This is a genomic window from Burkholderiales bacterium (assembly GCA_015075645.1).
Taxonomy (GTDB): domain Bacteria; phylum Pseudomonadota; class Gammaproteobacteria; order Burkholderiales; family Casimicrobiaceae; genus VBCG01.
Genome location: JABTUF010000001.1, coordinates 359263 through 380767, shown reverse-complemented (window position 1 = coordinate 380767; position 21505 = coordinate 359263). Strand labels below are relative to the sequence as shown.

Below are 21505 nucleotides of genomic sequence, written 5' to 3'. Positions count from 1 at the left end.
ACCGGCGACGGGAGGAGGGGATCGGCTAGAATGGGCGTTCGCCACGAGTCGCCAGCGCCGCCGGGAGCGGCCGTCACGCCATGCCGATCGCAGAATCCGATGTCCAGTCCCGCCTGAAGAGCCTGATCGATCCGAACACCGGCCGCGACTTCGTGTCCGGCAAGTCGGTGCGGAAGGTCACCGTGTCGGGAGCCGACGTCAAAGTCGACCTGCTGCTCGGCTATCCGTCGAAGAGCCAGCACGACGTGATCCGCCGGCAGGTGGCCGACGCGCTCGCCGCGCTGCCCGGCGTCGGCCGCGTCGACGTCTCGGTCGGGCAGAAGGTGACTTCGCACGCCGTGCAGCGCGGCGTGAAGCTGGTGCCGGGCGTCAAGAACATCATCGCGGTTGCGAGCGGCAAGGGCGGCGTGGGCAAGTCGACGACGGCCGTCAATCTCGCGCTGGCGCTCGCCGCGGAGGGAGCGATCGTCGGCGTGCTCGACGCCGACATCTACGGTCCGTCGCAGCCGACGATGCTCGGCATCGGCGGGCGGCCGGAATCGAAGGACGGCAAGTCGCTCGAGCCGATGGAGGCCTACGGCCTCCAGGCGATGTCGATCGGATTCCTGATCGATCCCGACACGCCGATGGTCTGGCGCGGGCCGATGGTCACGCAGGCGCTGGAACAACTGCTGAAGGACACCAACTGGCGCGAGGTGGACTACCTCGTCGTCGACATGCCGCCGGGCACCGGCGACATCCAGCTCACGCTGTCGCAGAAGGTGCCGGTGACCGGCGCGGTGATCGTCACGACGCCGCAGGACATCGCGCTCCTCGACGCGCGCAAGGGCCTCAAGATGTTCGAGAAGGTCGGCGTGCCGATCGTCGGGGTCGTCGAGAACATGGCGATCCACGTCTGCTCGAACTGCGGCCACGCCGAGCACATCTTCGGCTCCGGCGGCGGCGAGAAGATGTGCCGCGACTACGGCGTGCCGTTCCTCGGGAGCCTCCCGCTCGACATCCGCATCCGCGAGCAGGCCGACTCGGGGCGCCCGACCGTCGTCGCCGACCCGGACGGTCCGGTCGCGCAGGTCTACAAGCAGATCGCGCGCAAGGTCGCGATCGCGGTCGCGCAGAAGGCCGAGGACTTCTCGTCGAAGTTCCCGAGCATCGTCGTGCAGAACACCTAGGGAAGCGCCGCGCCGTGATCAAGTCGGACCGCTGGATCCGCCGCATGGCGGCGCAGGGGATGATCGAGCCCTTCGAGCCCGGGCAGGTGCGCTCGGTCGACGGCCGGCGCATCGTCTCCTACGGCACCTCGAGCTACGGCTACGACATCCGCTGCTCGCAGGAATTCAAGATCTTCACCAACATCAACTCGACGATCGTCGATCCGAAGGACTTCGACGAGAAGTCCTTCGTCGACTTCCGCGGCGACGTCTGCATCATCCCGCCCAATTCGTTCGCGCTCGCGCGCACCGTCGAGTACTTCCGCATCCCGCGCAACGTGCTGACGATCTGCCTCGGCAAGAGCACCTACGCGCGCTGCGGCATCATCGTGAACGTCACGCCGTTCGAGCCGGAGTGGGAAGGCTACGTGACGCTCGAGTTCTCCAACACGACGCCGCTGCCCGCGAAGATCTACGCGAACGAGGGCGTGGCGCAGGTGATCTTCTTCGAGTCCGACGAGGTCTGCGAGACGTCGTACAAGGACAGGGGAGGCAAGTACCAGGGGCAGAAGGGCGTCACGCTCCCCAGGATCTAGGCCGCGTCACGCGGGTCGGGCTCCCGGCCCGGCCAGGGAGGGGCCATGTCGAAGCGCGCGTCGATCGCGATCCTCGCGATCTGCCAGGTGATGGCGATGGCGCTGTGGTTCTCCGCCTCGGCCGTCGTGCCGCAGTTGATCGCGCAGTACCGGATCTCGGGGTTCATGCAGTCGGCGCTGACCTCGGGCGTGCAACTGGGATTCGTCGCCGGCGGCCTGCTGTCCGCCTTGCTCGGTCTCGCGGACCGCCTCGATCCGCGGCGCTTCCTGGCCGCGAGCGCGGCGTTCGGCGCGGCGGCGAATGCCCTGCTGCTCCTCGTCGATCCGTCGTCCTGGGCGATGCCCGCCATCCGATTCGCCACGGGAATGGCGATGGCGGGGGTCTACCCGGTCGGCATGAAGATCGTGGCGACCTGGGCCGACGGCGACATGGGTCTGATGGTCGGCATCCTCGTCGGCGCGCTGACGCTCGGGTCGGCGTCGCCGTACCTGTTCAACGCGCTCGGCGGCGTCGACTGGCGCATTCCGGTCGCGGTGTCCTCGGTCTGCGCGCTTGCCGCCGCCGGACTCGTATTGCTCGTGAACGTCGGGCCGAACCGCGCGAGCGCGCCGCGCTTCGATCCTCGCGCGATCCTCGACGCCTGGCGCGACGTGCCGTTGCGCCTCGCGAACCTGGGTTACCTCGGGCACATGTGGGAGCTCTACGCGATGTGGGCGTGGATCGCGGTGTTCCTGGGAGCGAGTTTCGCGCTCACCCTGCCTGCCGACGACGCGCCCGCCGCCGCGATGCTCGCGGCGTTCGCGACGATCGCATCGGGCGGCGTCGGCGCGGTCGTTGCGGGCTTTCTCGCCGACCGCCTGGGACGCACGACGCTCACGATCGTCGCGATGGCGATCTCGGGAAGCTGCGCGGCCGGCATCGGCACGCTGTTCGGCGGACCCCCGGCGTTGGTCGTCGCCGTGTGCCTGGTCTGGGGCGTGAGTATCGTGGCCGACTCGGCGCAGTTCTCCGCGTCGATCGCGGAACTCGCCGACAAGTCCCGCGTCGGCACCATGCTGACGCTGCAGACAGCGCTGGGGTTCACGCTGACGCTCGCGACCATCCACATGATGCCGCCGCTCGTCGAGTCGCTCGGCTGGCGCCACGCGTTCGTGCCGCTCGCGATCGGCCCGGCGATCGGCGTGTGGGCGATGGTCCGCCTGCGCGCCCATCCGCGTTCGGTCGCGCTCGCAGGCGGCCGCCGGTAGCGGAGCGCGGGGCGCGGGCGGGTGACCGCGAGCCGATCCGTTCCCCTTCCCCGGAGGGGGAGCGGGGATTGCCGCGGCGGGCTCAACGGCGGATTTTTCGTAGGGTCTCCGCCATGCGCCGGGCGTAGGATCGACTTCCCCCCGGGCCACGAGCCCGGTCCGGCTTCCCCACCACGATGCAGGAGGCCCCATGTCCTACCGTCTCGAAGGTCGGCTCCTCGAAGTGTGCAACTGCAAGGTGCTCTGCCCGTGCTGGATCGGCGAAGATCCGGACAACGGAACCTGCAAGGGTTTCATGGCCTGGCACATCGACAAGGGCAGCGTCGACGGACTCGACGTCGCGGGCCGCACGGTCGCGTGCCTCGGGGACATCCCCGGCAACGTGCTCGCCGGCAACTGGCGGGCCGCTCTGTACGTGGACGACGGAGCGAGCCCGGCGCAGCAGGACGCGCTCATCGCGGTGTTCTCCGGCAAGCGGGGTGGACCGATCGCCGATCTCGCGAAGCTGATCGGCGAAGTCGTCTCGGTCGAGAAGGTGCCGATCGAGTTCACCGTGCACGAGGGCCACGGTCACCTCAAGGTCGGCAATGTCGGCCTGGCCGAGCTCGAGCCCTTCCGCGGCGCGCATGGCGAGGTGACGACGTTGCGCGATTCGGTCTTCTCGACGGTGCCCGGTTCACCCGCGTTCGTCGGCAAGGCGCTGCGCTACCGCGCGAGCAACCCGAGGCTCGGCATCGATCTCGACCTCAAGGGCAACAACGCGATCCAGAGCACGTTCGTGTTCACCGCCTGACCGCGCCGGCCACGCCGTCGGAGGCGTGGCCGGCGTGGTCGACGCATGGCTGGCTCGACCACGCCCGCTGCTCCGCTCGCTCCCCGCCGGAGCGACGCCCGGCGCCCCGCGGTGATCCTGATCGCCGCGGTCGTCGTGCCCGCGTGGGCGCTCCTCGCACTGTGGAGCGCGAGCCCGTGGCGCGGCTACCTCGACCACGGCGGCTGGGGGGACACGCTCGCGCTCTCGCCGCTCTGCCGCGCGCTGCCGGGAGGCGAGATCGTCGTCCCTGCGCTCGTCGCGGGCCTCGCATGGCTCCTGATGATCGCGGCGATGATGGTGCCGACCGTGCTCCCGCTCCTCGGCATGTTCCGGCGGGTGGTGGCCGGTCGTCCGGACGCCGGCCGGCTGGTCGGCATCATGCTCGGCGGCTACGTCGCTGTCTGGATGGGGTTCGGCGTGGCGGCGCACGCGGCCGACACCGGCATCCGGAGCCTCGCGGCCGCGAGCCCCGGCATCGCCGCGCGCGCGTGGCTCATCGGTGCCGGCGTGCTCGCGCTCGCCGGCGCGTTCCAGTTCTCCGCGCTCAAATACCGCTGCCTCGAGCGCTGCCGCACGCCGTTCGGCTTCGTGAACGCGCACTGGCACGGCCGCCGTCCGGCGGCGGAAGCGTTCCGGCTCGGCCTCGACCACGGCGCGTTCTGCGTGGCCTGCTGCTGGGCGCTGATGCTCGTCACCTTCGTCGTCGGCATGGGCAATCCCGGCTGGATGCTCGCGATCGCGGCGGCGATGGCGGTCGAGAAGAACCTGCCCGGCGGCCAGGCGATCCGCGCGCCGCTCGGACTCGGGCTCCTCGCCTGGGCGGGCGCGATCGTCGTAGCGCACGCCTGAACGCCGGACCGGCCGGGGCGGCGGCGTTGCGCGCCGGCCGCACCCCGGGGCACCCATCGCCCGATCCGCGGTCCATCCCATCGCGCCGCGCGCCGAACCGCGCGACAATCCCGGCCAGCCCGGGGCCGCCGGACGCCTCGCGCCCGGAACGGCCCCGCACCACGAGAGGACACGATGAAATTCCGCTTTCCCGTCGTCATCATCGACGAAGACTATCGCTCGGAGAACGCGAGCGGGCTCGGCATCCGCGCGCTCGCGCGCGCGATCGAGGCCGAGGGCGTCGAGGTGCTCGGCGTCACCAGCTACGGCGACCTCGCGCAGTTCGCGCAGCAGCAGTCGCGCGCCTCCGCGTTCATCCTGTCGATCGACGACGAGGAGTTCACGCCGGGCCCCGAGCTCGACCCGGCGGTGGTGAACCTGCGCAACTTCATCCGCGAGATCCGCGTCCGCAACGCGGACATCCCGATCTACCTGTACGGCGAGACGCGCACCTCGTCGCACCTGCCCAACGACATCCTGCGCGAGCTGCACGGCTTCATCCACATGTTCGAGGACACGCCGGAGTTCGTCGCCCGCCACATCATCCGCGAGTCGAAGACCTACCTCGACGGCCTCGCGCCGCCGTTCTTCCGGGCGCTCACGCACTACGCGAGCGATGGCAGCTACTCGTGGCACTGCCCCGGCCATTCGGGCGGCGTCGCGTTCCTGAAGAGCCCGGTCGGCCAGATGTTCCACCAGTTCTTCGGCGAGAACCTGCTGCGCGCCGACGTGTGCAACGCGGTCGACGAGCTCGGCCAGCTCCTCGACCACTCGGGCCCGGTCGCGGCCTCCGAGCGCAACGCGGCGCGCATCTTCAACGCGGACGACCTGTTCTTCGTCACCAACGGCACCTCGACCTCGAACAAGATGGTGTGGCACGCGACGGTCGCGCCCGGCGACGTCGTCGTCGTGGACCGCAACTGCCACGTCTCGATCCTGCATGCGATCACGATGACCGGCGCGATCCCGGTGTTCCTGACGCCGACGCGCAACAACCTCGGCATCATCGGCCCGATCCCGAAGGACGAGTTCCGCTGGGAGAACATCCAGAAGAAGATCCGCGCGCACCCGTTCGCGCGCGACGTGAAGACGAACCCGAGGATCCTGACGATCACCCAGAGCACCTACGACGGCGTCGTCTACAACGTCGACACGATCAAGGAGCTCACCGGCGAGCACATCGACACGCTGCACTTCGACGAGGCCTGGCTCCCGCATGCGGCGTTCCACGATTTCTACCGGGGCATGCATGCGATCGGCCGCGACCGGCCGCGCTCGAAGGACGCGCTCGTGTTCTCGACCCAGTCGACGCACAAGCTGCTCGCCGGGCTCTCGCAGGCCTCGCAGATCCTCGTGCAGAACTCGGAAACGCGGCAGCTCGACCGCTTCCGCTTCAACGAGGCCTACCTGATGCACACGTCGACCTCGCCGCAGTACGCGATCATCGCGTCCTGCGACGTCGCGGCGGCGATGATGGAGCCGCCCGGCGGCACGGCGCTGGTCGAAGAGTCGATCCGCGAGGCGCTCGACTTCCGCCGCGCGATGCGCAAGGTCGAGGGGGAGTTCGGCGACTCGTGGTGGTTCAAGGTCTGGGGCCCGGACCATCTGGCGGCCGAGGGCATCGGCAACCGCGAGGACTGGATGCTCGAGGCGAACGAGCGCTGGCACGGCTTCGGCGACCTCGCGCCGGGGTTCAACATGCTCGACCCGATCAAGGCCACCGTGCTGACGCCGGGGCTCGACGTCGACGGAGATTTCGCGGACCCGGGGATCCCGGCGGCGATCGTCACGCGCTACCTCGCGGAGCACGGCATCATCGTCGAGAAGACCGGGCTCTACTCGTTCTTCATCATGTTCACCATCGGCATCACCAAGGGCCGCTGGAACTCGATGGTGACCGAGCTGCAGCAGTTCAAGGACGACTACGACCGCAACCTGCCGCTGTGGCGCGTGCTGCCGGAGTTCGTCGCCGCGCATCCGCGCTACGAGAAGGTCGGCCTGCGCGAGATCTGCGACGCGATCCACGGCGTCTACCGCGCGAACGACATCGGGCGCATCACCACCGAGATGTACGTGTCGAACCTCGAGCCCGCGATGAAGCCCGCCGACGCGTTCGCGCGCATGGCCCACCGCGAGATCGAACGGGTCGAGATCGACGACCTCGAGGGGCGCATCACGAGCGCGCTGGTGACGCCCTATCCGCCGGGCATTCCGCTGCTCATCCCGGGCGAGCGGTTCAACCGGCAGATCGTGAAGTACCTGCAGTTCGCCCGCGACTTCAACGAGCGCTTTCCCGGCTTCGACACCGACATCCACGGGCTCGTCGAGGAGGAGATCGGCGGACGCAGGCGCTATTTCGTCGACTGCGTGGCGGGGGCGAAGGTGGTATCGGTCGCGCCGAACCTGCGGGTGCGCAGCGCCCGCCGGACCTGACGCCGGGAACGCCGATGCGGCCCCTGCGCTGGATCGCGATCGCCGCTCTCGCGCTCGTCGCGCTCGTCGTCGCGGCCGCCCTCGTCGCGTACGCGACGATCGACATGGACGCGATCCGCCGCTACGCGGAGGCCGAGGTGGGCCGGCTGACCGGGCGGCAGATGACCGCGCGGACGCTGTCGGTCGCCGTCTGGCCGCGGCTCGCCGTGGTCGCGGAGGAGGTTTCGCTCTCGAATCCGCCCGGAGCATCGCGCCCAGAACTCGTCCGCGCCCGGGAGGTGAAGGGCGCGGTCGCGCTGCTGCCGCTCCTGCGCTCGCGCGAGATCGTCGTCGAGTCGCTCGAACTCGACGGCGTCGACGTGGCGCTCGAGACGCTTGCCGACGGCAGCGGCAACTGGGTGTTCACGCCGAAGGGGGATCGGCCCGCGCCGACGCCCTCGGCCGAGGAGGCGAAGCGCCCGGGAGCGCCGTTCAGGCTCTCGGGGGCCATCGCGGTCGTCGACGCGAAAGTTTCGTGGCGACCGCGCGGAGCGGACGCCACGAACATCGCCATCCCGCGACTCGACATCGCGCCCGGCATCGAAGGGCGCTACACGTGGAAGGGGACGGTCGACGCCGACGGCGTGCGCTGGACGATCGACGCGTCGACCGGCGATCCGGTGGTGTTCGCGCGCGATCGCATGCCGCTCGACCTGGACGTCCGTGTCGCGGGCGGCGGAGTCACGCTGACCGCGAAGGGACGCATCGAGGACCGCGGCTCCGGACCGGTGTTCGCCGCCGACTCGTCGGTGGGCTGGACGGCGGGCAGCGAATGGCTCGCGCGCCGCCTGCCGGGCCTCGCCGCGAGAGAGGGGCGCGTGGCCGCGCGGATCGACGCAGGCGAGCGGAAGGTCGCGCTCGACGGCCTCGCGGGCGACGTCGCGGGTTCGCGCTTCGACGGCACGCTCGAATTCGACGCGAGGGCGAAGGTGCCGAAGCTCTCCGGTCGCCTGCATGCGGATCTCGTCGACGTTCCGAAGCTGCGCGACTCGGCGCCGTCATCGAGCTCCGGTGCGCCGGCGCAGGCGACCGGCGACGCGTCGCCGCTGTCGCCGTTGTCGAAGCTCGATGCGGACGTCGACTTCGTGATCGACCGGCTCGTGCTGCCGAGCGCCTTCGAGGCGACCGCGCTGCGTGGCCGGATCGTGATCAGCGCAGGCAAGCTCGACGCCCATCCGATCGGACTCGATTTCGGCGGCGGCAAGGTCACCGGGCGCGTGGAGGCCAATGCGTCGACCGGGCGCGCCCGGCTCGTGGTCGACGGGCGCGGCATCGAACTCGCGCGCGCGGCGCCGGGTCTCGAGGTGGGCAAGAACCTGTCCGGCGGCGCGACGACGTTCGCCGTCGACCTGCAGGGACCGGCACGGTCGACCGCGGCGTTCCTCGGCGGCGCCGGCGGACGCATCGCGGCGGAGACGGGACCGATGCGCGTGCGCGGCGTCGCGCTCGACGCCGGCGGCAGCGCGATGACGCGCATCTTCGACGCGGTGAATCCGTTTCGCCGCGTCGATCCCTCCACCGACATCCAGTGCGCCGTCGTGCGCCTCGCGGTCGACAAGGGCATCGCGCACGCGGACCGGACGATCGCCGTCGAGACCTCGCGCCTCACGGCGTCGGCGTCCGGCACGATCGACCTCGCGCGCGCGACGCTCGACCTCCTGGTGCGCCCACGCGCGCGCAAGATCGCGGCGATGCCGTCGGTCGAACTCGCGGACGTGATTCGCGTCACCGGCCCGATCGACAGGCCGTCGTTCAAGCTCGACACGCTCGGCGCGGCGAAGGCCGCCGCGACGCTGGGGGGCGCGGTCGCCACCGGCGGGTGGTCGCTCCTCGCCTCGCCGCTGCTGCAGGCGGGGGAGGACAAGTCGCCCTGCGCCACGGCCCGCGCCGGCGGCAAGAGCCAGCCGGCGAACGCGCAACCGAGCGCGTCTTCGGGCGATCCGTTGGCGCCGCTGCTGCGGGGCCTGTTCGGACGCTGAGTCTCGCGCGACCGCCATTCGACCGCGGTCGCGATGGCCAGGACCGCGAACGCGCCGCGATCAGGTCATCGCGCGAACAGCTTCGATGCGCTGATCCGGGCGCCCGAGGAACGGTCGAACCGGGTGTCTACGCCGCCGCGCGGGCTGCGGCGAAGTCGCGCGGACCCCGTGCCGTCGCCTCGTGCTCGCTCCGCGGACGGAGCGCGTGCGCAGCGAGCGAGGCGAGGACGCAGGAGGCGATCCGGCTCTCCATGCTCTCGCGCCGCGCCGCGATGACGACCGGCACGCGCGCGCCGACCACGAGGCCGGCGGCCAGCGCGCCGGTGGCACCGACCAGCGTCCGCACGACCATCACGGCGGATTCCATCGACGGTGCGACGAGGAGCGTCGCCGACGGCGCGGAGTCCGATTCGGCGGAGGTCGGACGCGCGAGCGCGATGTCGGGGGTAACGGGCCCCGCGACGCGCGCACCGTGGAATGCGCCGTTCGCCGACATCGACTTCAGGGCGAGCGCGTCGACCGTCGACGAGAACGAAGCGGAAGGAGCGTCGACGGCGGCCAGCAGCGCCACGGTGGGATGGGCGAACCCGAGTGCCACGGCGTACGCTGCGGTGTTGTCGAGGATGTCGCGCTTCGCGGCGAGCGGGGGCGCGACGTTGAGCCGGTCGTCGGCGACGATCAGCGCCTCGTCGCGTCCGGGGACGTCGAGGAGCGTAGCGTGCGACAGCCGCCGGCCGGTTCGCAGGCCGCCCTCTTGCGAGGCCACTGGTGCGAGCAGTTCGCCGTCGGCCAGCGTGCCCCTGACGATCGCATCGACCCGCCCGTCGCGCGCGAGTTCCGCCGCCCTGCGCGCCGCGGCCTGCGCGTCGTCCGGCGTGTCGACGATCGGCAGGCGCGAGATGTCGATGCCGGCGCGCAGCGCCGCATCACGGATGCGCTGCTGCGGTCCGACGAGCGTCGGCGCGACGAAGGCGGCGAAGGCGCCGGCGAGCGCGAGTTGCAGCGTGTCGGCGTCGCAGGGAAAGGCGAACGCGGCCGAGAGCGGCGGCAGGCGCCGCGCGCGCTCGACGAGCTTCTGGAGTTGCGGCCGGTTCGGCATCGTGAATCGGAGCCTCGCAATCCGGTGCCCGGACGTCAACGGGCGCCGACGGATGGCGTGCGGCGGCGGTCGTTCGGCGTCCTGTCTCGGCCACACCTCGATTGCTGCGCCGCAATAGTCGACGCGAGTCCATCGTGGGACTGGACGCCTAGCGCGTCCCGGGCAGACGTCATGCGCCGCCGGGTCAGGCCTTGCCTTTCCACGGCACGACGAGGCGCTCGACGTAGCGCATCAGCAGGTCGAACAGGTAGGCGACGACGCCGATCACGACGATGCCCATGATCACCACGTCGGTGCGCAGGAAGTTCGACGCGTTCAGCACCATCTGGCCCAAGCCCTCGGTCGCGGCGACCATTTCGGCGGCGACGAGCGTCGTCCAGCCGAACCCGATGGCGATGCGCATCCCGGTGAAGATCTCCGGCATCGCCCCGGGGACGATGACGTGCCAGATCACCTGCCAGCGCGACGCGCCCATCGAGTACGCGGCGTTGATCTGCTCGATCATCACGCCCTTGACGCCGGCGCGTGCGGACATGGCGAGCGGCGCGAAACAGGCGAGGTAGATCAGCACGATCTTCGCCAGTTCGTCGATGCCGAACCAGATGACGATGAGCGGCAGGTAGGCGAGCGGCGGCAGCGGACGGTAGAACTCGATCGGGGGGTCGAGCACGCCGCGCGCGATGCGCGAGACGCCCATCGCGATGCCCGCGGGGATCGCGGTGACGATCGCGAGCACGAACGCGGCGAACACGCGCCACAGGCTCGCCCAGAAGTGTTCGGGCAGCGGCTTGCCGCCCTGGATGTCGCCGCGCCACGCGTCGCCGAAGCTCTTGATGATTTTCTCCGGCGTCGGCAGGAACAGGTCGCGGATCCAGCCAAAGTGCGTGGCGACCCACCACAGCACGAGGAGCGCGATGACCGTGACGATCGAGATCGTGGTGCTCGATCCCTGGCCGGGAATGCTGTAGCCGGCGACGACCTTGGCCTTTTCGCCGGGCGTGCTCATGCCGCCGCGGGTTCCGACGGGGCGGCCGCGTGAATCAGGTGCAGCACGTCCTCGCGCAACCGGATGAACTCGGGATCGGACTTCACCTGCCGCGCATCGCGGCACTCGACGAACCGCCGGCCGAAGTCGAGCTCGTAGCGGTGGGCGATGCGGCCCGGCGAGGGCGTCATCACGATGAGTTCGGTCGCGAGGAACAGCGCCTCCTCGACGCTGTGCGTGATGAAGAAGAACATCTTGCGCGTCTTCCACCACAGGTCGAGGATCAGTTCCTGGATCTGCTCGCGCGTGAGCGCGTCGAGCGCACCGAGCGGCTCGTCCATCAACATCACCTCGGGATCGCTCGCGAGCGCGCGGGCGAGGCCGACGCGCTGCTGCATCCCGCCGGAGATCTGGTAGATGGGATAGGCGGCGAACTTCTCGAGGCCGACGAGCTTCAGCTTCTCCAGTGCGATCTTGCGCCGCTCCGCGCGCGGAACGCCGCGCATGCGCAATCCGAACTCTACGTTGTTCACGACGTCGAGCCAGGGCATCAGCGCGTGCTTCTGGAACACGACGCCGCGATCGGCGCCCGGGCCGCGGACCGGCGCGCCGTCGAGCAGGATGTCGCCCGACGAATAGTCCATGAACCCGGCGATGCAGGACAGGAGCGTCGTCTTGCCGCACCCGGAGGCGCCCAGCGCGACGACGAAGTCGCCCGGGTCGAGGTTCAGGTTGACGTCGGCGAGCGCGTGCGTGGTCTGCCCGCCGCGGCCGGCGTAGTGGACGGAGAGGTGGCGGATCTCGAGCTTGCTCATCGAGCGAAGGCGGCCGGCGACGAAAGCGGGACCGTGCCCGCGTTCAGGCTGGCGCCATCATACGGAATTCTCGCGGCGCGGACGCGAAACGCCTCCGCGGGTGATCGCCGGAAGGCGACGATCACCGCGCGGGGGAATGCCGGCAGGCGAAACCGGTCCCGAACGTCGCTACTTCAGCGCGTCCTGGACGTACGCCGGATTGACCACCACCGAGTAGTCGGGAAGCGTCTTCTCGATCTGTTTCTGCGAGTGCTGGAACTCGGCGGTGGCGGCCAGGGCTTTGGCGGCGATGCTGTTCTTGCCGCCGCCCAGCCACTTCGACGCCTGTTCCTGCGCGGTCGGGAACTGGTAGAGGCCGATCGCCTCGGGCACGTTCTCCGGCTTCTCGCCCGACCACTTGGACACCGCCTTCACCTCGTCGGAACCGGCCGTCCACTTGGCCTTGTTCTTCTGGTAGCGGTCGTCCGAGGCGGCGAGGATCTTCACGAACTTGACGAGGAAATCCTTGTGGTCCTTCGCCCAGTCCTTGTTCACGACGAATCCGTCGAACGTCGCCTTGCCGGTGTCGGCCGAGATCTTGCCCGACGTCAGGATCACCTTGCCGTTCTTCTTGACCTCCGAGAGCACCGGATTCCAGATGAACGTCGCGTCGATGTCCCCGCGCTGCCATGCCGCGCGAACTTCCGGCGGACGCATGTTGAGGATTTGCACGTCGGCGGGATTCACGCCGGCCTGCTGCAACGCGACGATGGTGTGGAAGTGCGTCGTCGAATTGAACGGCATCGCGATCTTCTTGCCCTTAAGATCCTTGATGCTGTTGATGCCCGAGCCGTTCCGGACGACGAGCGCCTCGGCGCTGCCGATGTCGTCGAGGATCCAGAAGAGCTGCAGCGGCTCGCCGCGCGACACGGCCGCGGAGATGCCCGCCGATCCGATCTCGCCGACCTGGACCGCGCCCGAGGCCATCGCCTTGATGACCTCGCCGCCGCCGCCGAACTGTTTCCAGTTGATCTTGTAACCGGTCGCCTTCTCGAGCTCCTTCGCCTCCTGGGCGATGCGATAGGGCACGACCATGTCCTGGTAGGCGATCGTGACCTCCTTCTGCGCGAAGGCGGGTGCGGCGGCAGCCGCCGCAATGGCCAATCCGACGATCCAGCGTTTCATGCGATCCCCCGTGGGTGGTGGTGGCGAAGTCTAGAGCGTGGCGAGCGTGCGGCGCAGGATCTCGACGATCGTGTCGACGTGCGCCTTCTCGGCGATCAGCGGCGGCGCGATGATCGCCGTGTCGCCGGTCGTCTTGAGGTGCAGGCCGTTCTCGAACAGCCTCTTCTGGAAGACGTAACCGCGCCTGCCCGGCGCGCCGTCGGACGCGACGTCGATCGCTCCGAGCATCCCGTAGCCGCGGATGTCGGTCACGACCGGCAGGTCCTTGAGCGAGAACAGCGCGTCGAGGAAGTGGGGAGACAGCGCACGGCCGCGCTCGAACAGCCCGTCGCGCTTGTAGATGTCGAGCGTCGCGATGCCCGCGGCGCAGGCGGCCGGATGGCCGGAGTAGGTGTAGCCGTGGAAGAGTTCGACCGCGCCTTCCGGCGCCGCCGCCATCACCGTGTCGTGGATCCGTTCGGACACCGCGACCGCGCCCATCGGCTGCGCGCCGTTGGTGATCGCCTTCGCCATCGTGATCATGTCCGGCGTCACGCCGAAGCTCTGCGCGGCGAAGGTCTGGCCGGTGCGCCCGAACCCGGTGATCACCTCATCGAACACGAGCAGGATGCCGTGCCGGTCGCAGATCTCGCGCAGGCGCTTCAGGTACCCCTTCGGGGGGACCAGTGCGCCGGCCGAGCCGCCGATCGGCTCGACGAAGCATGCCGCGATGTTCTCGGCGCCGAACAGATCGACGATGCGCTGGAGATCGTCGGCGAGTTCCGCGCCATGTACGCCCTCGCCCGGCACGAAGAAATTTTCCTTCAGATGCGTGTGCCGCATGTGCGCCGCGGCCGGCAGCCCGGGGCCGAACTTGCGGCGGTTGTTGACGAGCCCCGACAGCGCGACGCCGCCGAAGTTGACGCCGTGGTAGGCGCGCTCGCGCGACACGAACATCGTCCGCCCGCCCTGGCCGCGCGCCTGGTGGTAGGCGAGCGCGATCTTCATCGCGCTCTCGACCGCCTCGGAACCCGAGTTGCCGAAGAAGATGCGGTTGAGGTCGCCGGGCGTGAGTTCGGCGATCCGGGTCGCGAGCTCGAACTGCTTCGGGTGCCCGCGCATGAACGGCGCCGAGTAGTCGAGCTCGGCCAACTGGCGTCCGACCGCTTCCGCGATCTCCTTGCGCCCGTGGCCCGCCGCGCAGCAGAAGAGGCCCGACGACGCGTCGATCAGCTTCTCGCCGCGGTCGCTCCAGTAGTACATGCCCTCGCCGCGGACGATCATCTTCGGATCGGCCTTGAAGGCCCGGTTCGGCGTGAACGGCATCCAGTATTCGTCGAGCGAGATGCGGCGTGCCTCGACCCGATCGGTGAGCGTGAATTCGGCGTGGCCCATGGAACTCCTCCGGTGGCTGGCCGCGCGGCGGCGCGGCGGGTAACCTTGGAATACTACGCTCCCGCGGGAGCCGGGAAGGGGGTTCGATGGAGCCAGATCGGCGCATCCTGTGGTGCCAGCCCGCCGGGTCGCCCCGTGCCGGACGCCTTCGGACACCATGACCGTCCGTCACGATCCGCCGATGTGGAGGGCGCTCCTGCCGCTCGCGTTCGAGGGGCGGGTGAGCCTGCAGGCGCAGATCCGGGAAATGCTGACCGGGGCGATCCTCGACGGTCGCCTGCCGTCGGGCGTCGCGCTGCCCTCGACGCGCGAGCTGTCGCAGCAGCTCGGCGTCGCGCGCAACACGGTGGCGATCGCCTACGAGCTCCTGGTCGACGAGGGCTATCTCGTCACGCGCAACCGCAGCGGCCACTTCGTCAATCCGGAGATCGTTTCGGCGCGCGCTCCGGCGGCGTTCCCTGCGTCTGCGGCCGACGCCGCGTCGCAGGTCCACTGGGGCGGGCGCTTCCGGACCACCCCCGCGCGGCAGCGGAACATCGTCAAGCCACGCAACTGGCAACGCTACCCCTATCCATTTCTCTACGGTCAGATCGATCCGTCGATGCTGCCGATCCCGGGCTGGCGCGAATGCAGCACCCAGGCGCTGTCCGGCACCGAGGCGCGCGGCTGGGCGGGCGACCTGATCGACGGCGACGACGCTCTCCTGATCGAACAGATCCAGACGCGGCTCCTCGCGCGGCGCGGCGTGTTCGCGAGCGCGGACGAGATCCTGGTGACGGTCGGCGCGCAGCACGCGCTGTTCCTGCTCGCCACGCTGCTCGTCGGCCCGGCCACCACCGTCGGTGTCGAGGACCCCGGCTATCCCGACGCGCGGAACATCCTGGCCGCGCGCACGCCGTCGGTCGTCGCGCTGCCGCTCGATGCCGCAGGGCTCGCGCTCTCGCCCGGGCTCGACGCGTGCGAGTACGTCGTGCTGACTCCTTCGCACCAGTGTCCGACCAACGTCACGATGCCGCTCGCGCGGCGCGAGGCGCTGCTCGCGTGGGCGATTGCGCGCGATCGCGTGCTGATCGAGGACGACTACGAGACCGAGATCGGGTTGGAAGGCCGGGCGCTGCCCGCGCTCAAGAGTCTCGACCGCGGCGGGCGCGTCGTCTACGTCGGAAGCCTGTCGAAGACGCTCGCGCCGGGCATCCGGGTCGGATACATCGTCGCGCATCGCGACCTGGTCCGCGAGGCGCGCGCGCTGCGCCGGCTGATGCTGCGCCATCCGGCGGCCAACAACGAGCGCTCCGCCGGCCTCTTCCTCGCGATGGGCTACCACGATGCGCATCTGCGGCGCCTGCGGCAGGCCTGCGCCGAGCGCGGCGCGGCGATCGGCGCGGCGCTCCCGCGGCACCTCCCGGACGTCACGGTGTCGACGGCCTCCGGGGCTTCGTCGTGCTGGCTGCGGTTTCCCGACGACGTCGACACGCGCGCGCTCGCGATGGCCGCCGAACGCGTGGGCGTGCTGATCGAGCCTGGCGACGTCTTCTTCGCCGGCGACCGTCCTCCGCACCAGTACGCGCGCCTCGGGTTCGCGTCGATCGCCACCGATCGGATCGCGCCGGGCATCGCCTCGCTCGCCGGCGTGCTCGCGGAACTCCGCGGTTCGACGGCGCGCGTCCGATGACGCGCGGACCGGATTGACCACGCCACCAGGAGTCGCCTGATGCACCCGACGGGAACGCTGTACGCGGCACTCGCCGCCATGTGCTTCGTCTCCGCCGCGCACGCAGAAGTGAAGAGCACCGGACCCGACCACATCCAGATCCTCTTCACCGAACGCGTCGCGGCGGCACCTGCGGCGGTGTACGCGGCCATCGGACAGGTCGAACGCTGGTGGTCGGGCGAGCACACCTACTCCGGCGACGCTTCGAACCTCTCGCTCGCGCTGCAGCCGGGCGGCTGCTTCTGCGAACGCTGGGCGGGCGGCGCGGTGGAGCACGGGCGCGTGGTCATGCTGCTGCGCGACCAGGTGGTGAGGCTCTCCGCACCGCTCGGTCCGGTGCAGGCGCTCGGCGTGAGCGCCACGCTCACCTTCCTGGTCAAGCCCGAGGACGGCGGGTCGTCGCTCTCGGTCGGCTACCGGGTCAACGGTTCCGCCGCGAGCGGCCTCGACAAGCTCGCGCCCGCTGTCGACGGCGTCCTCGCGATCCAGGTCCAGCGGTTGAAGCGCCTGGTGGAGGCCGGCAAGCCCGTGTCCTGATGCGCTGATCCCATGGGCGCTGACCCCATGGCCGCAGCGCGCCTGGCCCTGTCGATGCGGCCACGGTGGCGCTACCGTCGCGCAGCGATTCCGGACCTTCCGGGGGAGGCAGCATGCTGATCGGCGTGCCGAAGGAAATCAAGGTCCTCGAGCACCGCGTGGGACTCACGCCCGCGTCGGTGCACGAGGTCGTGCTCCACGGGCACGAGGCGATGGTCGAGCGCGGCGCCGGAGCGGGCATCGGCGCCGCGGACGCCGACTACGCACGGGCGGGCGCGATCGTCGTCGACTCCGCGGCCGAGGTGTACGCGCGTGCCGCGATGGTCGTGAAAGTCAAGGAGCCGCAGCCTGCCGAAATCGCGATGCTGCGGCCCGGACAGGTCCTGTTCACCTACCTGCATCTCGCGCCCGATCCGGAACAGACGGCCGGACTCGTGGCGAGCGGCGCGGTCGCGATCGCCTACGAGACGGTGACCTCACCCTCGGGCGGATTGCCGCTGCTCGCTCCGATGTCGGAAGTCGCCGGGCGCATGGCGGTTCAGGCGGGTGCGCACTATCTGGAGAAGGCCCCGGGCGGCAAGGGCGTGCTCCTCGGCGGAGTTCCCGGCGTCGAGCCGGCGGTGGTCGTCGTGCTCGGCGGAGGCGTCGTCGGCACGCACGCGATCGCCGTCGCGCTCGGCATGGGCGCCGAGGTTCGCGCGATCGACCGCAGCGTCGATGCGCTGCGCCGGCTCGCGGCCCAGTTCGGACCGGCCTTGCGCACCGTGTTCTCGACCCGCGACGCGATCGAGGAGAACGTCGCGGCGGCGGATCTCGTGGTCGGCGGCGTGCTGATCCCCGGCGCGCAGGCGCCGAAGCTCGTGACGCACGCGATGGTCCGCCGAATGGGGTCCGGGTCGGTCGTCGTCGACGTCGCCATCGACCAGGGCGGATGCTTCGAGACTTCGCGCCCGACGACACACGCCGAACCGGTGTTCACCGTCGACGGCGTCATCCACTACTGCGTCGCGAACATGCCCGGTGGTGTGCCCCGCACGTCGACGCACGCGCTCAACCACGCGACGCTGCCCTTCGTGCTCGCGCTCGCCGGCAAGGGCTGGAAGCAGGCGCTCGCCGACGACGCGCACCTGCGCAACGGCCTCAACGTCGCGGCGGGGAAGGTCACCTGCCGGCCGGTGGCGGAAGCCCAGGGGCGAGGGTACGTCGAGGCGTCCCGGCTCGTAGCCTGAACGTCAATCGACGTCCCCCTTCGCGTCGGGCTTCGACCGGCCGACGGTGGGTCCGGCTCGAGCCGGACGCCTTTCGCTTCGATGCGCCGAACCGCGTCGGGCTGAAGCCCGACCCACAACCCTCCCCCCGTAGGTCGGCCTTCAGGCCGACGCGGTTGCAGCGAAACGCGGTTGCAGCGCAATGTACGTGTCGGGCTGAAGCCCGACCCACCACCCCGGTGGCAGGTCGGCCTTCAGGCCGACGCGGTTGCAGCGAAACGTACGTGTCGGTTACTGAAGCCCGACCCACCACCCCACGTAGGTCGGCCTTCAGGCCGACGCCGTTTGTCGCAACGGCGCGAACCCGCGTCGGGCTGAAGCCCGACCCACAACCCTCCCCGTAGGTCGGCCTTCAGGCCGACGCGGTTGCAGCGAAACGTACGTGTCGGGCTGAAGCCCGACCCACCACCCCCCCGTAGGTCGGCCTTCAGGCCGACGCCGTTTCGTCGCAACGGCGCGAACCCCGTCGGGCTGAAGCCCGACCCACAACCCTCCCCCCGTAGGTCGGCCTTCAGGCCGACGCGGTTGCAGCGAAACGTACGTGTCGGGCTGAAGCCCGACCCCACCCCCCACGTAGGTCGGCCTTCAGGCCGACGCGGTTGCAGCGAAATGTACGTGTCGGGCTGAAGCCCGACCCACAGGGAAGGCGAACGCTTCGGATGGCCTGTGGGTCCGGCTCGAGCCGGACGCCTTTCGCTTCGATGCGCCGCCACCGGAAACGCCGGCACCCCTGCCAACCGTCAACTGTCAACTGTCAACTGTCAACTGACTCCTGAACCCCGGCCATCCGCGAGGATGAGATCGCTCGCCTTCTCGGCGATCATCACGACCGGCGCGTTCGTGTTGCCGGAGACGAGCGTCGGCATGATCGAGCAGTCGACCACCCGCAGCGCGCCGACGCCGCGCACCCGCAGGCGGTCGTCGACCACCGCCATCGCGTTGTGCCCCATCCGGCAGGTTCCCGACGGGTGGAAGATCGTCGCGCCGTACGCGCGCGCGAACGCGAGCAACTCATCGTCGCTCTGCGCGTCCCGCCCCGGCCGGATCTCCTCGGCGATGTAGGGCGCGAGCGAGCGCGTCGCCGCGAGCCGCCGCGCGTAGCGCAGCGACGCCACCGCGCAGGCGCGGTCCTCGTCGGTAGAGAGGTAGTGCGGCTGCATCGAAGGCGCGGCCATCGGGTCGGCCGACGCGAGGCGGACGTATCCGCGCGAGCCGGGCCGGAGCTGGCACACGCTCATCGTGAAGCCGGAGAACGGGTGCGGCTTCGCTCCGGCGAGATCGGCGGACAGCGTCGCGAAATGGAACTGGATGTCCGGCGTCGCCGCGCCCGGCATCACGCGCGTGAAGAGCCCGCCCTGGTTGATGCCGACGGCGAGCGGTCCCTTGCGCAGGAACAGCCACTTCGCGCCGATCGCCGCCTTCCGCCACCACGACGCGAGGTCATCGTTGGTCGTGATCGGCTTGGTGCACCTGAAGATGAGACGAAGCTGCAGGTGGTCCTGCAGGTTCTCGCCGACGCCGGGAAGGTCGTGGTGGACGGGGATGCCGAAGCGCTGCAGCAGCGCGCCCGGTCCGATGCCCGAGAGCTGGAGGAGTTGCGGGCTCTGCAACGCGCCCGCCGCGACGATGACCTCGGCCCGCGCCGACACGCGCTTCGTCGCGCCGGCCTGCCGATACTCGACGCCGGTCGCGCGGCCATCCTCGACGACGATGCGCGTCGCATGCGCGTGGGTCTCGACCGCGAGGTTCGGCCGTCCGCGCGCGGGCTTCAGGTACGCGACCGCCGTGCTGCAGCGCCAGCCGCGGTCGGTGAAGAGCTGGTAGTAGCCGACGCCCTCCTGCACGCCGCCGTTGAAGTCGTCGGTGCGCGGCACCCCGAGTTCGCGCGCGCCGGAGATGATCGCTTCGATCAGTTCGTGCTTCTCGCCGATGTCGGAGCACTTGAGCGGACCGTCGCCGCCGTGCGCCGGCGAGGCGCCGCGCTGGTTGCCTTCGCTGCGGATGAAATACGGCAGCACGTCGCGCCATCCCCACCCGCGGTTGCCCGCCGCGGCCCAGCGGTCGTAGTCCTCGGGCTGGCCGCGCACGTAGATGAGCCCGTTGATCGACGAACTGCCGCCCAGCCCGCGCCCGCGCGGCCAATAGATCTCGCGACCATCCATCCCCGGATCGGGATCGGTCTTGAAGCCCCAGTTGTAGACCGGATGGAACATCGTCTTGCCGTAGCCGATCGGAATGTGGATCCACAGGTAGCGGTCCTCGGGACCCGCCTCGAGCAGCAGGACGCTGTGCGTCCCGTCCGCCGACAACCGGTTCGCGAGCACGCATCCCGCGGTGCCGCCTCCCACGATCACGTAGTCGAACGCCGTCACGCCGGTCTCACCATGGACGTCTTCTTGTCGGAAATCGAATCGTCGCGTGCCGGTTGTGCGAGCATCAATCGCGCCTTACGAGGCGCGTGCCGGCGATGCGGTCGTGCAGGAAGCGCCGCGCCGGGTCGATGAACGCCCACGCCCAGGGAAGCGCGAGGACGAGCCAGCCGTAGCGAGAGTGGGTTGCGCCGACGAGCGCGACGGCGGCCATCGGGCCGAGCCAGGCCGCGGCATAGCGGGCGAGCGCGCGCGTGACGGCAGGGGGCGCGCCGGCGGCATCGACGAGCGCGAGCCGCCAGGTCTTCATCGGGAGCGTGCGCCGCCCCGCCGTCCAGCTCCAGACGAAATAGACGGCGAGGACCGCGACGAGTCCGACGAGACCGACGACGCGGCCCCGACCTTCGGGAACGACCAGCGGACCCGACGGGCCCGCGGCCGGAGATACGAACGGCGCGAACGCGAATCCCGCGACGAGCGCGATCGCGGCCACGACGAGGGTTTCGTAGACGGCGGCACCGAAGCGTCGCCCGATGCCGGCTTCCGGCGCGGTCACGCCGGCGGGCGTGGGCATCGTCGATCGCGCGGCGCGTTCAGCGCGAACCGGACGACGGGTTCGACGGCTTGCCCGAAGGGGGCGTCGGTCCGGGCGCGGGCACCTTGGACCCGGACGGGCGGGACGCGAGTTCGCGTTTTTGCTCCGGCGGCAGGTTCTGGTACTGCTCCCACTTCTGCTTGACGTCGGCCTTCTTCTCGGGCGGGAGCTTGTTGATCGACTTGTACTGTTCCCGCGCTTCGCGCCGCTCGGAAGGCGACAGTTGCGCCCAGCCGCGCATCTGCTCGTGGATGCGCGCCTGCTCGTCGGGTTTCATCTGCGGGTAGCGCTGCGCGATGCCGCGCCACTTCTGCTTGCGCTGGGCGTCCATGCGATCCCACTCGGGCGCGAGCGGGGCGAGCACCGAGCGCTCCTGCGGCGAAAGTTCCGACCAGGAGGGCGACTTGAGCGCGATCTGGGCGAGCCCCGTTTCGGGGGCGAGG

Annotated in this window: 18 protein-coding genes; 10 read left to right on the top strand and 8 right to left on the bottom strand. The window is 70.3% G+C overall.

Going from position 1 to position 21505, the window contains the following annotated elements:
- Positions 1–80 precede the first annotated feature (80 nt).
- The 7 genes from apbC (at position 81) to HS109_01700 (ending at position 9145) form a co-directional block, all read left to right on the top strand.
- On the top strand, positions 81–1169 hold the full coding sequence (gene apbC, locus HS109_01730; protein MBE7521083.1) for an iron-sulfur cluster carrier protein ApbC: 1089 nt from the start codon (positions 81–83) through the stop codon (positions 1167–1169).
- A 14-nt stretch (positions 1170–1183) separates the two neighbouring features.
- The gene (locus HS109_01725; protein MBE7521082.1) at positions 1184–1744 is read left to right on the top strand and encodes a dCTP deaminase; all 561 of its coding nucleotides are present in this window, start codon (positions 1184–1186) and stop codon (positions 1742–1744) included.
- A gap of 45 nt (positions 1745–1789) precedes the next feature.
- Positions 1790–2992, top strand: a complete 1203-nt coding sequence (locus tag HS109_01720) for an MFS transporter (GenBank protein MBE7521081.1) — start codon at positions 1790–1792, stop codon at positions 2990–2992.
- Between the two features lie 190 nt (positions 2993–3182).
- A complete protein-coding gene (locus HS109_01715) occupies positions 3183–3785 on the top strand; it encodes a DUF1326 domain-containing protein (GenBank protein MBE7521080.1) in 603 nt (200 codons plus the stop codon).
- A gap of 45 nt (positions 3786–3830) precedes the next feature.
- Positions 3831–4655, top strand: a complete 825-nt coding sequence (locus HS109_01710; GenBank protein ID MBE7521079.1) for a DUF2182 domain-containing protein — start codon at positions 3831–3833, stop codon at positions 4653–4655.
- A gap of 174 nt (positions 4656–4829) precedes the next feature.
- Positions 4830–7127: an arginine/lysine/ornithine decarboxylase gene (locus tag HS109_01705; GenBank protein MBE7521078.1), complete on the top strand. Its 2298-nt coding sequence runs from the start codon at positions 4830–4832 to the stop codon at positions 7125–7127.
- 14 nt (positions 7128–7141) lie between these two features.
- Positions 7142–9145 carry an AsmA family protein gene (locus HS109_01700; GenBank protein ID MBE7521077.1) on the top strand — a complete coding sequence of 668 codons (2004 nt, stop codon included), beginning with the start codon at positions 7142–7144 and terminating at the stop codon, positions 9143–9145.
- A gap of 127 nt (positions 9146–9272) precedes the next feature.
- On the opposite strand, the gene HS109_01695 is transcribed toward HS109_01700, so the two are convergent.
- The 5 genes from HS109_01695 to HS109_01675 form a co-directional block, all read right to left on the bottom strand.
- On the bottom strand, positions 9273–10244 hold the full coding sequence (locus HS109_01695) for a phosphate acetyltransferase (GenBank protein ID MBE7521076.1): 972 nt from the start codon (positions 10242–10244) through the stop codon (positions 9273–9275).
- Between the two features lie 184 nt (positions 10245–10428).
- The gene (locus tag HS109_01690) at positions 10429–11250 is read right to left on the bottom strand and encodes an ABC transporter permease subunit (protein MBE7521075.1); all 822 of its coding nucleotides are present in this window, start codon (positions 11248–11250) and stop codon (positions 10429–10431) included.
- Positions 11247–12044, bottom strand: a complete 798-nt coding sequence (locus HS109_01685; GenBank protein ID MBE7521074.1) for an ATP-binding cassette domain-containing protein — start codon at positions 12042–12044, stop codon at positions 11247–11249. The genes HS109_01690 and HS109_01685 overlap by 4 nt, the downstream gene beginning before the upstream one ends.
- Before the next feature lie 168 nt (positions 12045–12212).
- On the bottom strand, positions 12213–13208 hold the full coding sequence (tauA, locus tag HS109_01680) for a taurine ABC transporter substrate-binding protein (protein ID MBE7521073.1): 996 nt from the start codon (positions 13206–13208) through the stop codon (positions 12213–12215).
- A gap of 30 nt (positions 13209–13238) precedes the next feature.
- The gene (locus HS109_01675) at positions 13239–14513 is read right to left on the bottom strand and encodes an aspartate aminotransferase family protein (GenBank protein ID MBE7521072.1); all 1275 of its coding nucleotides are present in this window, start codon (positions 14511–14513) and stop codon (positions 13239–13241) included.
- Between the two features lie 226 nt (positions 14514–14739).
- Between HS109_01675 and HS109_01670 the strand changes: the two genes are divergently transcribed.
- From HS109_01670 to ald, 3 genes are all read left to right on the top strand, one after another.
- Positions 14740–16254, top strand: coding sequence for a PLP-dependent aminotransferase family protein (locus HS109_01670; protein ID MBE7521071.1), 1515 nt, complete (start codon positions 14740–14742; stop codon positions 16252–16254).
- Between the two features lie 39 nt (positions 16255–16293).
- Positions 16294–16830 carry an ATPase gene (locus HS109_01665; GenBank protein ID MBE7521070.1) on the top strand — a complete coding sequence of 179 codons (537 nt, stop codon included), beginning with the start codon at positions 16294–16296 and terminating at the stop codon, positions 16828–16830.
- Positions 16831–16943: 113 nt separating this feature from the next.
- Positions 16944–18059 carry an alanine dehydrogenase gene (gene ald, locus HS109_01660; GenBank protein MBE7521069.1) on the top strand — a complete coding sequence of 372 codons (1116 nt, stop codon included), beginning with the start codon at positions 16944–16946 and terminating at the stop codon, positions 18057–18059.
- 800 nt (positions 18060–18859) lie between these two features.
- Here ald and HS109_01655 read toward each other — a convergent pair.
- The 3 genes from HS109_01655 to HS109_01645 form a co-directional block, all read right to left on the bottom strand.
- Positions 18860–20470: a choline dehydrogenase gene (locus tag HS109_01655; protein MBE7521068.1), complete on the bottom strand. Its 1611-nt coding sequence runs from the start codon at positions 20468–20470 to the stop codon at positions 18860–18862.
- A 64-nt stretch (positions 20471–20534) separates the two neighbouring features.
- Complete coding sequence (locus tag HS109_01650; GenBank protein MBE7521067.1) at positions 20535–21041, bottom strand: RDD family protein; 507 nt, start codon at positions 21039–21041, stop codon at positions 20535–20537.
- A 19-nt stretch (positions 21042–21060) separates the two neighbouring features.
- Positions 21061–21477, bottom strand: a complete 417-nt coding sequence (locus tag HS109_01645; protein ID MBE7521066.1) for a DUF3106 domain-containing protein — start codon at positions 21475–21477, stop codon at positions 21061–21063.
- Between the last annotated feature and the right edge of the window lie 28 nt (positions 21478–21505).

Excerpts from the sequence above, each read along its gene's own strand:
- HS109_01705 (MBE7521078.1), top strand. The coding sequence starts at position 4,830 with ATGAAATTCCGCTTTCCCGTCGTCATCATCGACGAAGACTATCGCTCG.
- HS109_01690 (MBE7521075.1), bottom strand. The coding sequence starts at position 11,250 with ATGAGCACGCCCGGCGAAAAGGCCAAGGTCGTCGCCGGCTACAGCATT.
- HS109_01720 (MBE7521081.1), top strand. The coding sequence starts at position 1,790 with ATGTCGAAGCGCGCGTCGATCGCGATCCTCGCGATCTGCCAGGTGATG.
- HS109_01685 (MBE7521074.1), bottom strand. The coding sequence starts at position 12,044 with ATGAGCAAGCTCGAGATCCGCCACCTCTCCGTCCACTACGCCGGCCGC.
- HS109_01710 (MBE7521079.1), top strand. The coding sequence starts at position 3,831 with ATGGCTGGCTCGACCACGCCCGCTGCTCCGCTCGCTCCCCGCCGGAGC.
- HS109_01675 (MBE7521072.1), bottom strand. The coding sequence starts at position 14,513 with ATGCCGTTCACGCCGAACCGGGCCTTCAAGGCCGATCCGAAGATGATC.
- HS109_01665 (MBE7521070.1), top strand. The coding sequence starts at position 16,294 with ATGCACCCGACGGGAACGCTGTACGCGGCACTCGCCGCCATGTGCTTC.
- ald (MBE7521069.1), top strand. The coding sequence starts at position 16,944 with ATGCTGATCGGCGTGCCGAAGGAAATCAAGGTCCTCGAGCACCGCGTG.
- HS109_01700 (MBE7521077.1), top strand. The coding sequence starts at position 7,142 with ATGCGGCCCCTGCGCTGGATCGCGATCGCCGCTCTCGCGCTCGTCGCG.
- apbC (MBE7521083.1), top strand. The coding sequence starts at position 81 with ATGCCGATCGCAGAATCCGATGTCCAGTCCCGCCTGAAGAGCCTGATC.
- HS109_01715 (MBE7521080.1), top strand. The coding sequence starts at position 3,183 with ATGTCCTACCGTCTCGAAGGTCGGCTCCTCGAAGTGTGCAACTGCAAG.
- HS109_01670 (MBE7521071.1), top strand. The coding sequence starts at position 14,740 with ATGACCGTCCGTCACGATCCGCCGATGTGGAGGGCGCTCCTGCCGCTC.
- HS109_01650 (MBE7521067.1), bottom strand. The coding sequence starts at position 21,041 with ATGCCCACGCCCGCCGGCGTGACCGCGCCGGAAGCCGGCATCGGGCGA.
- HS109_01695 (MBE7521076.1), bottom strand. The coding sequence starts at position 10,244 with ATGCCGAACCGGCCGCAACTCCAGAAGCTCGTCGAGCGCGCGCGGCGC.
- tauA (MBE7521073.1), bottom strand. The coding sequence starts at position 13,208 with ATGAAACGCTGGATCGTCGGATTGGCCATTGCGGCGGCTGCCGCCGCA.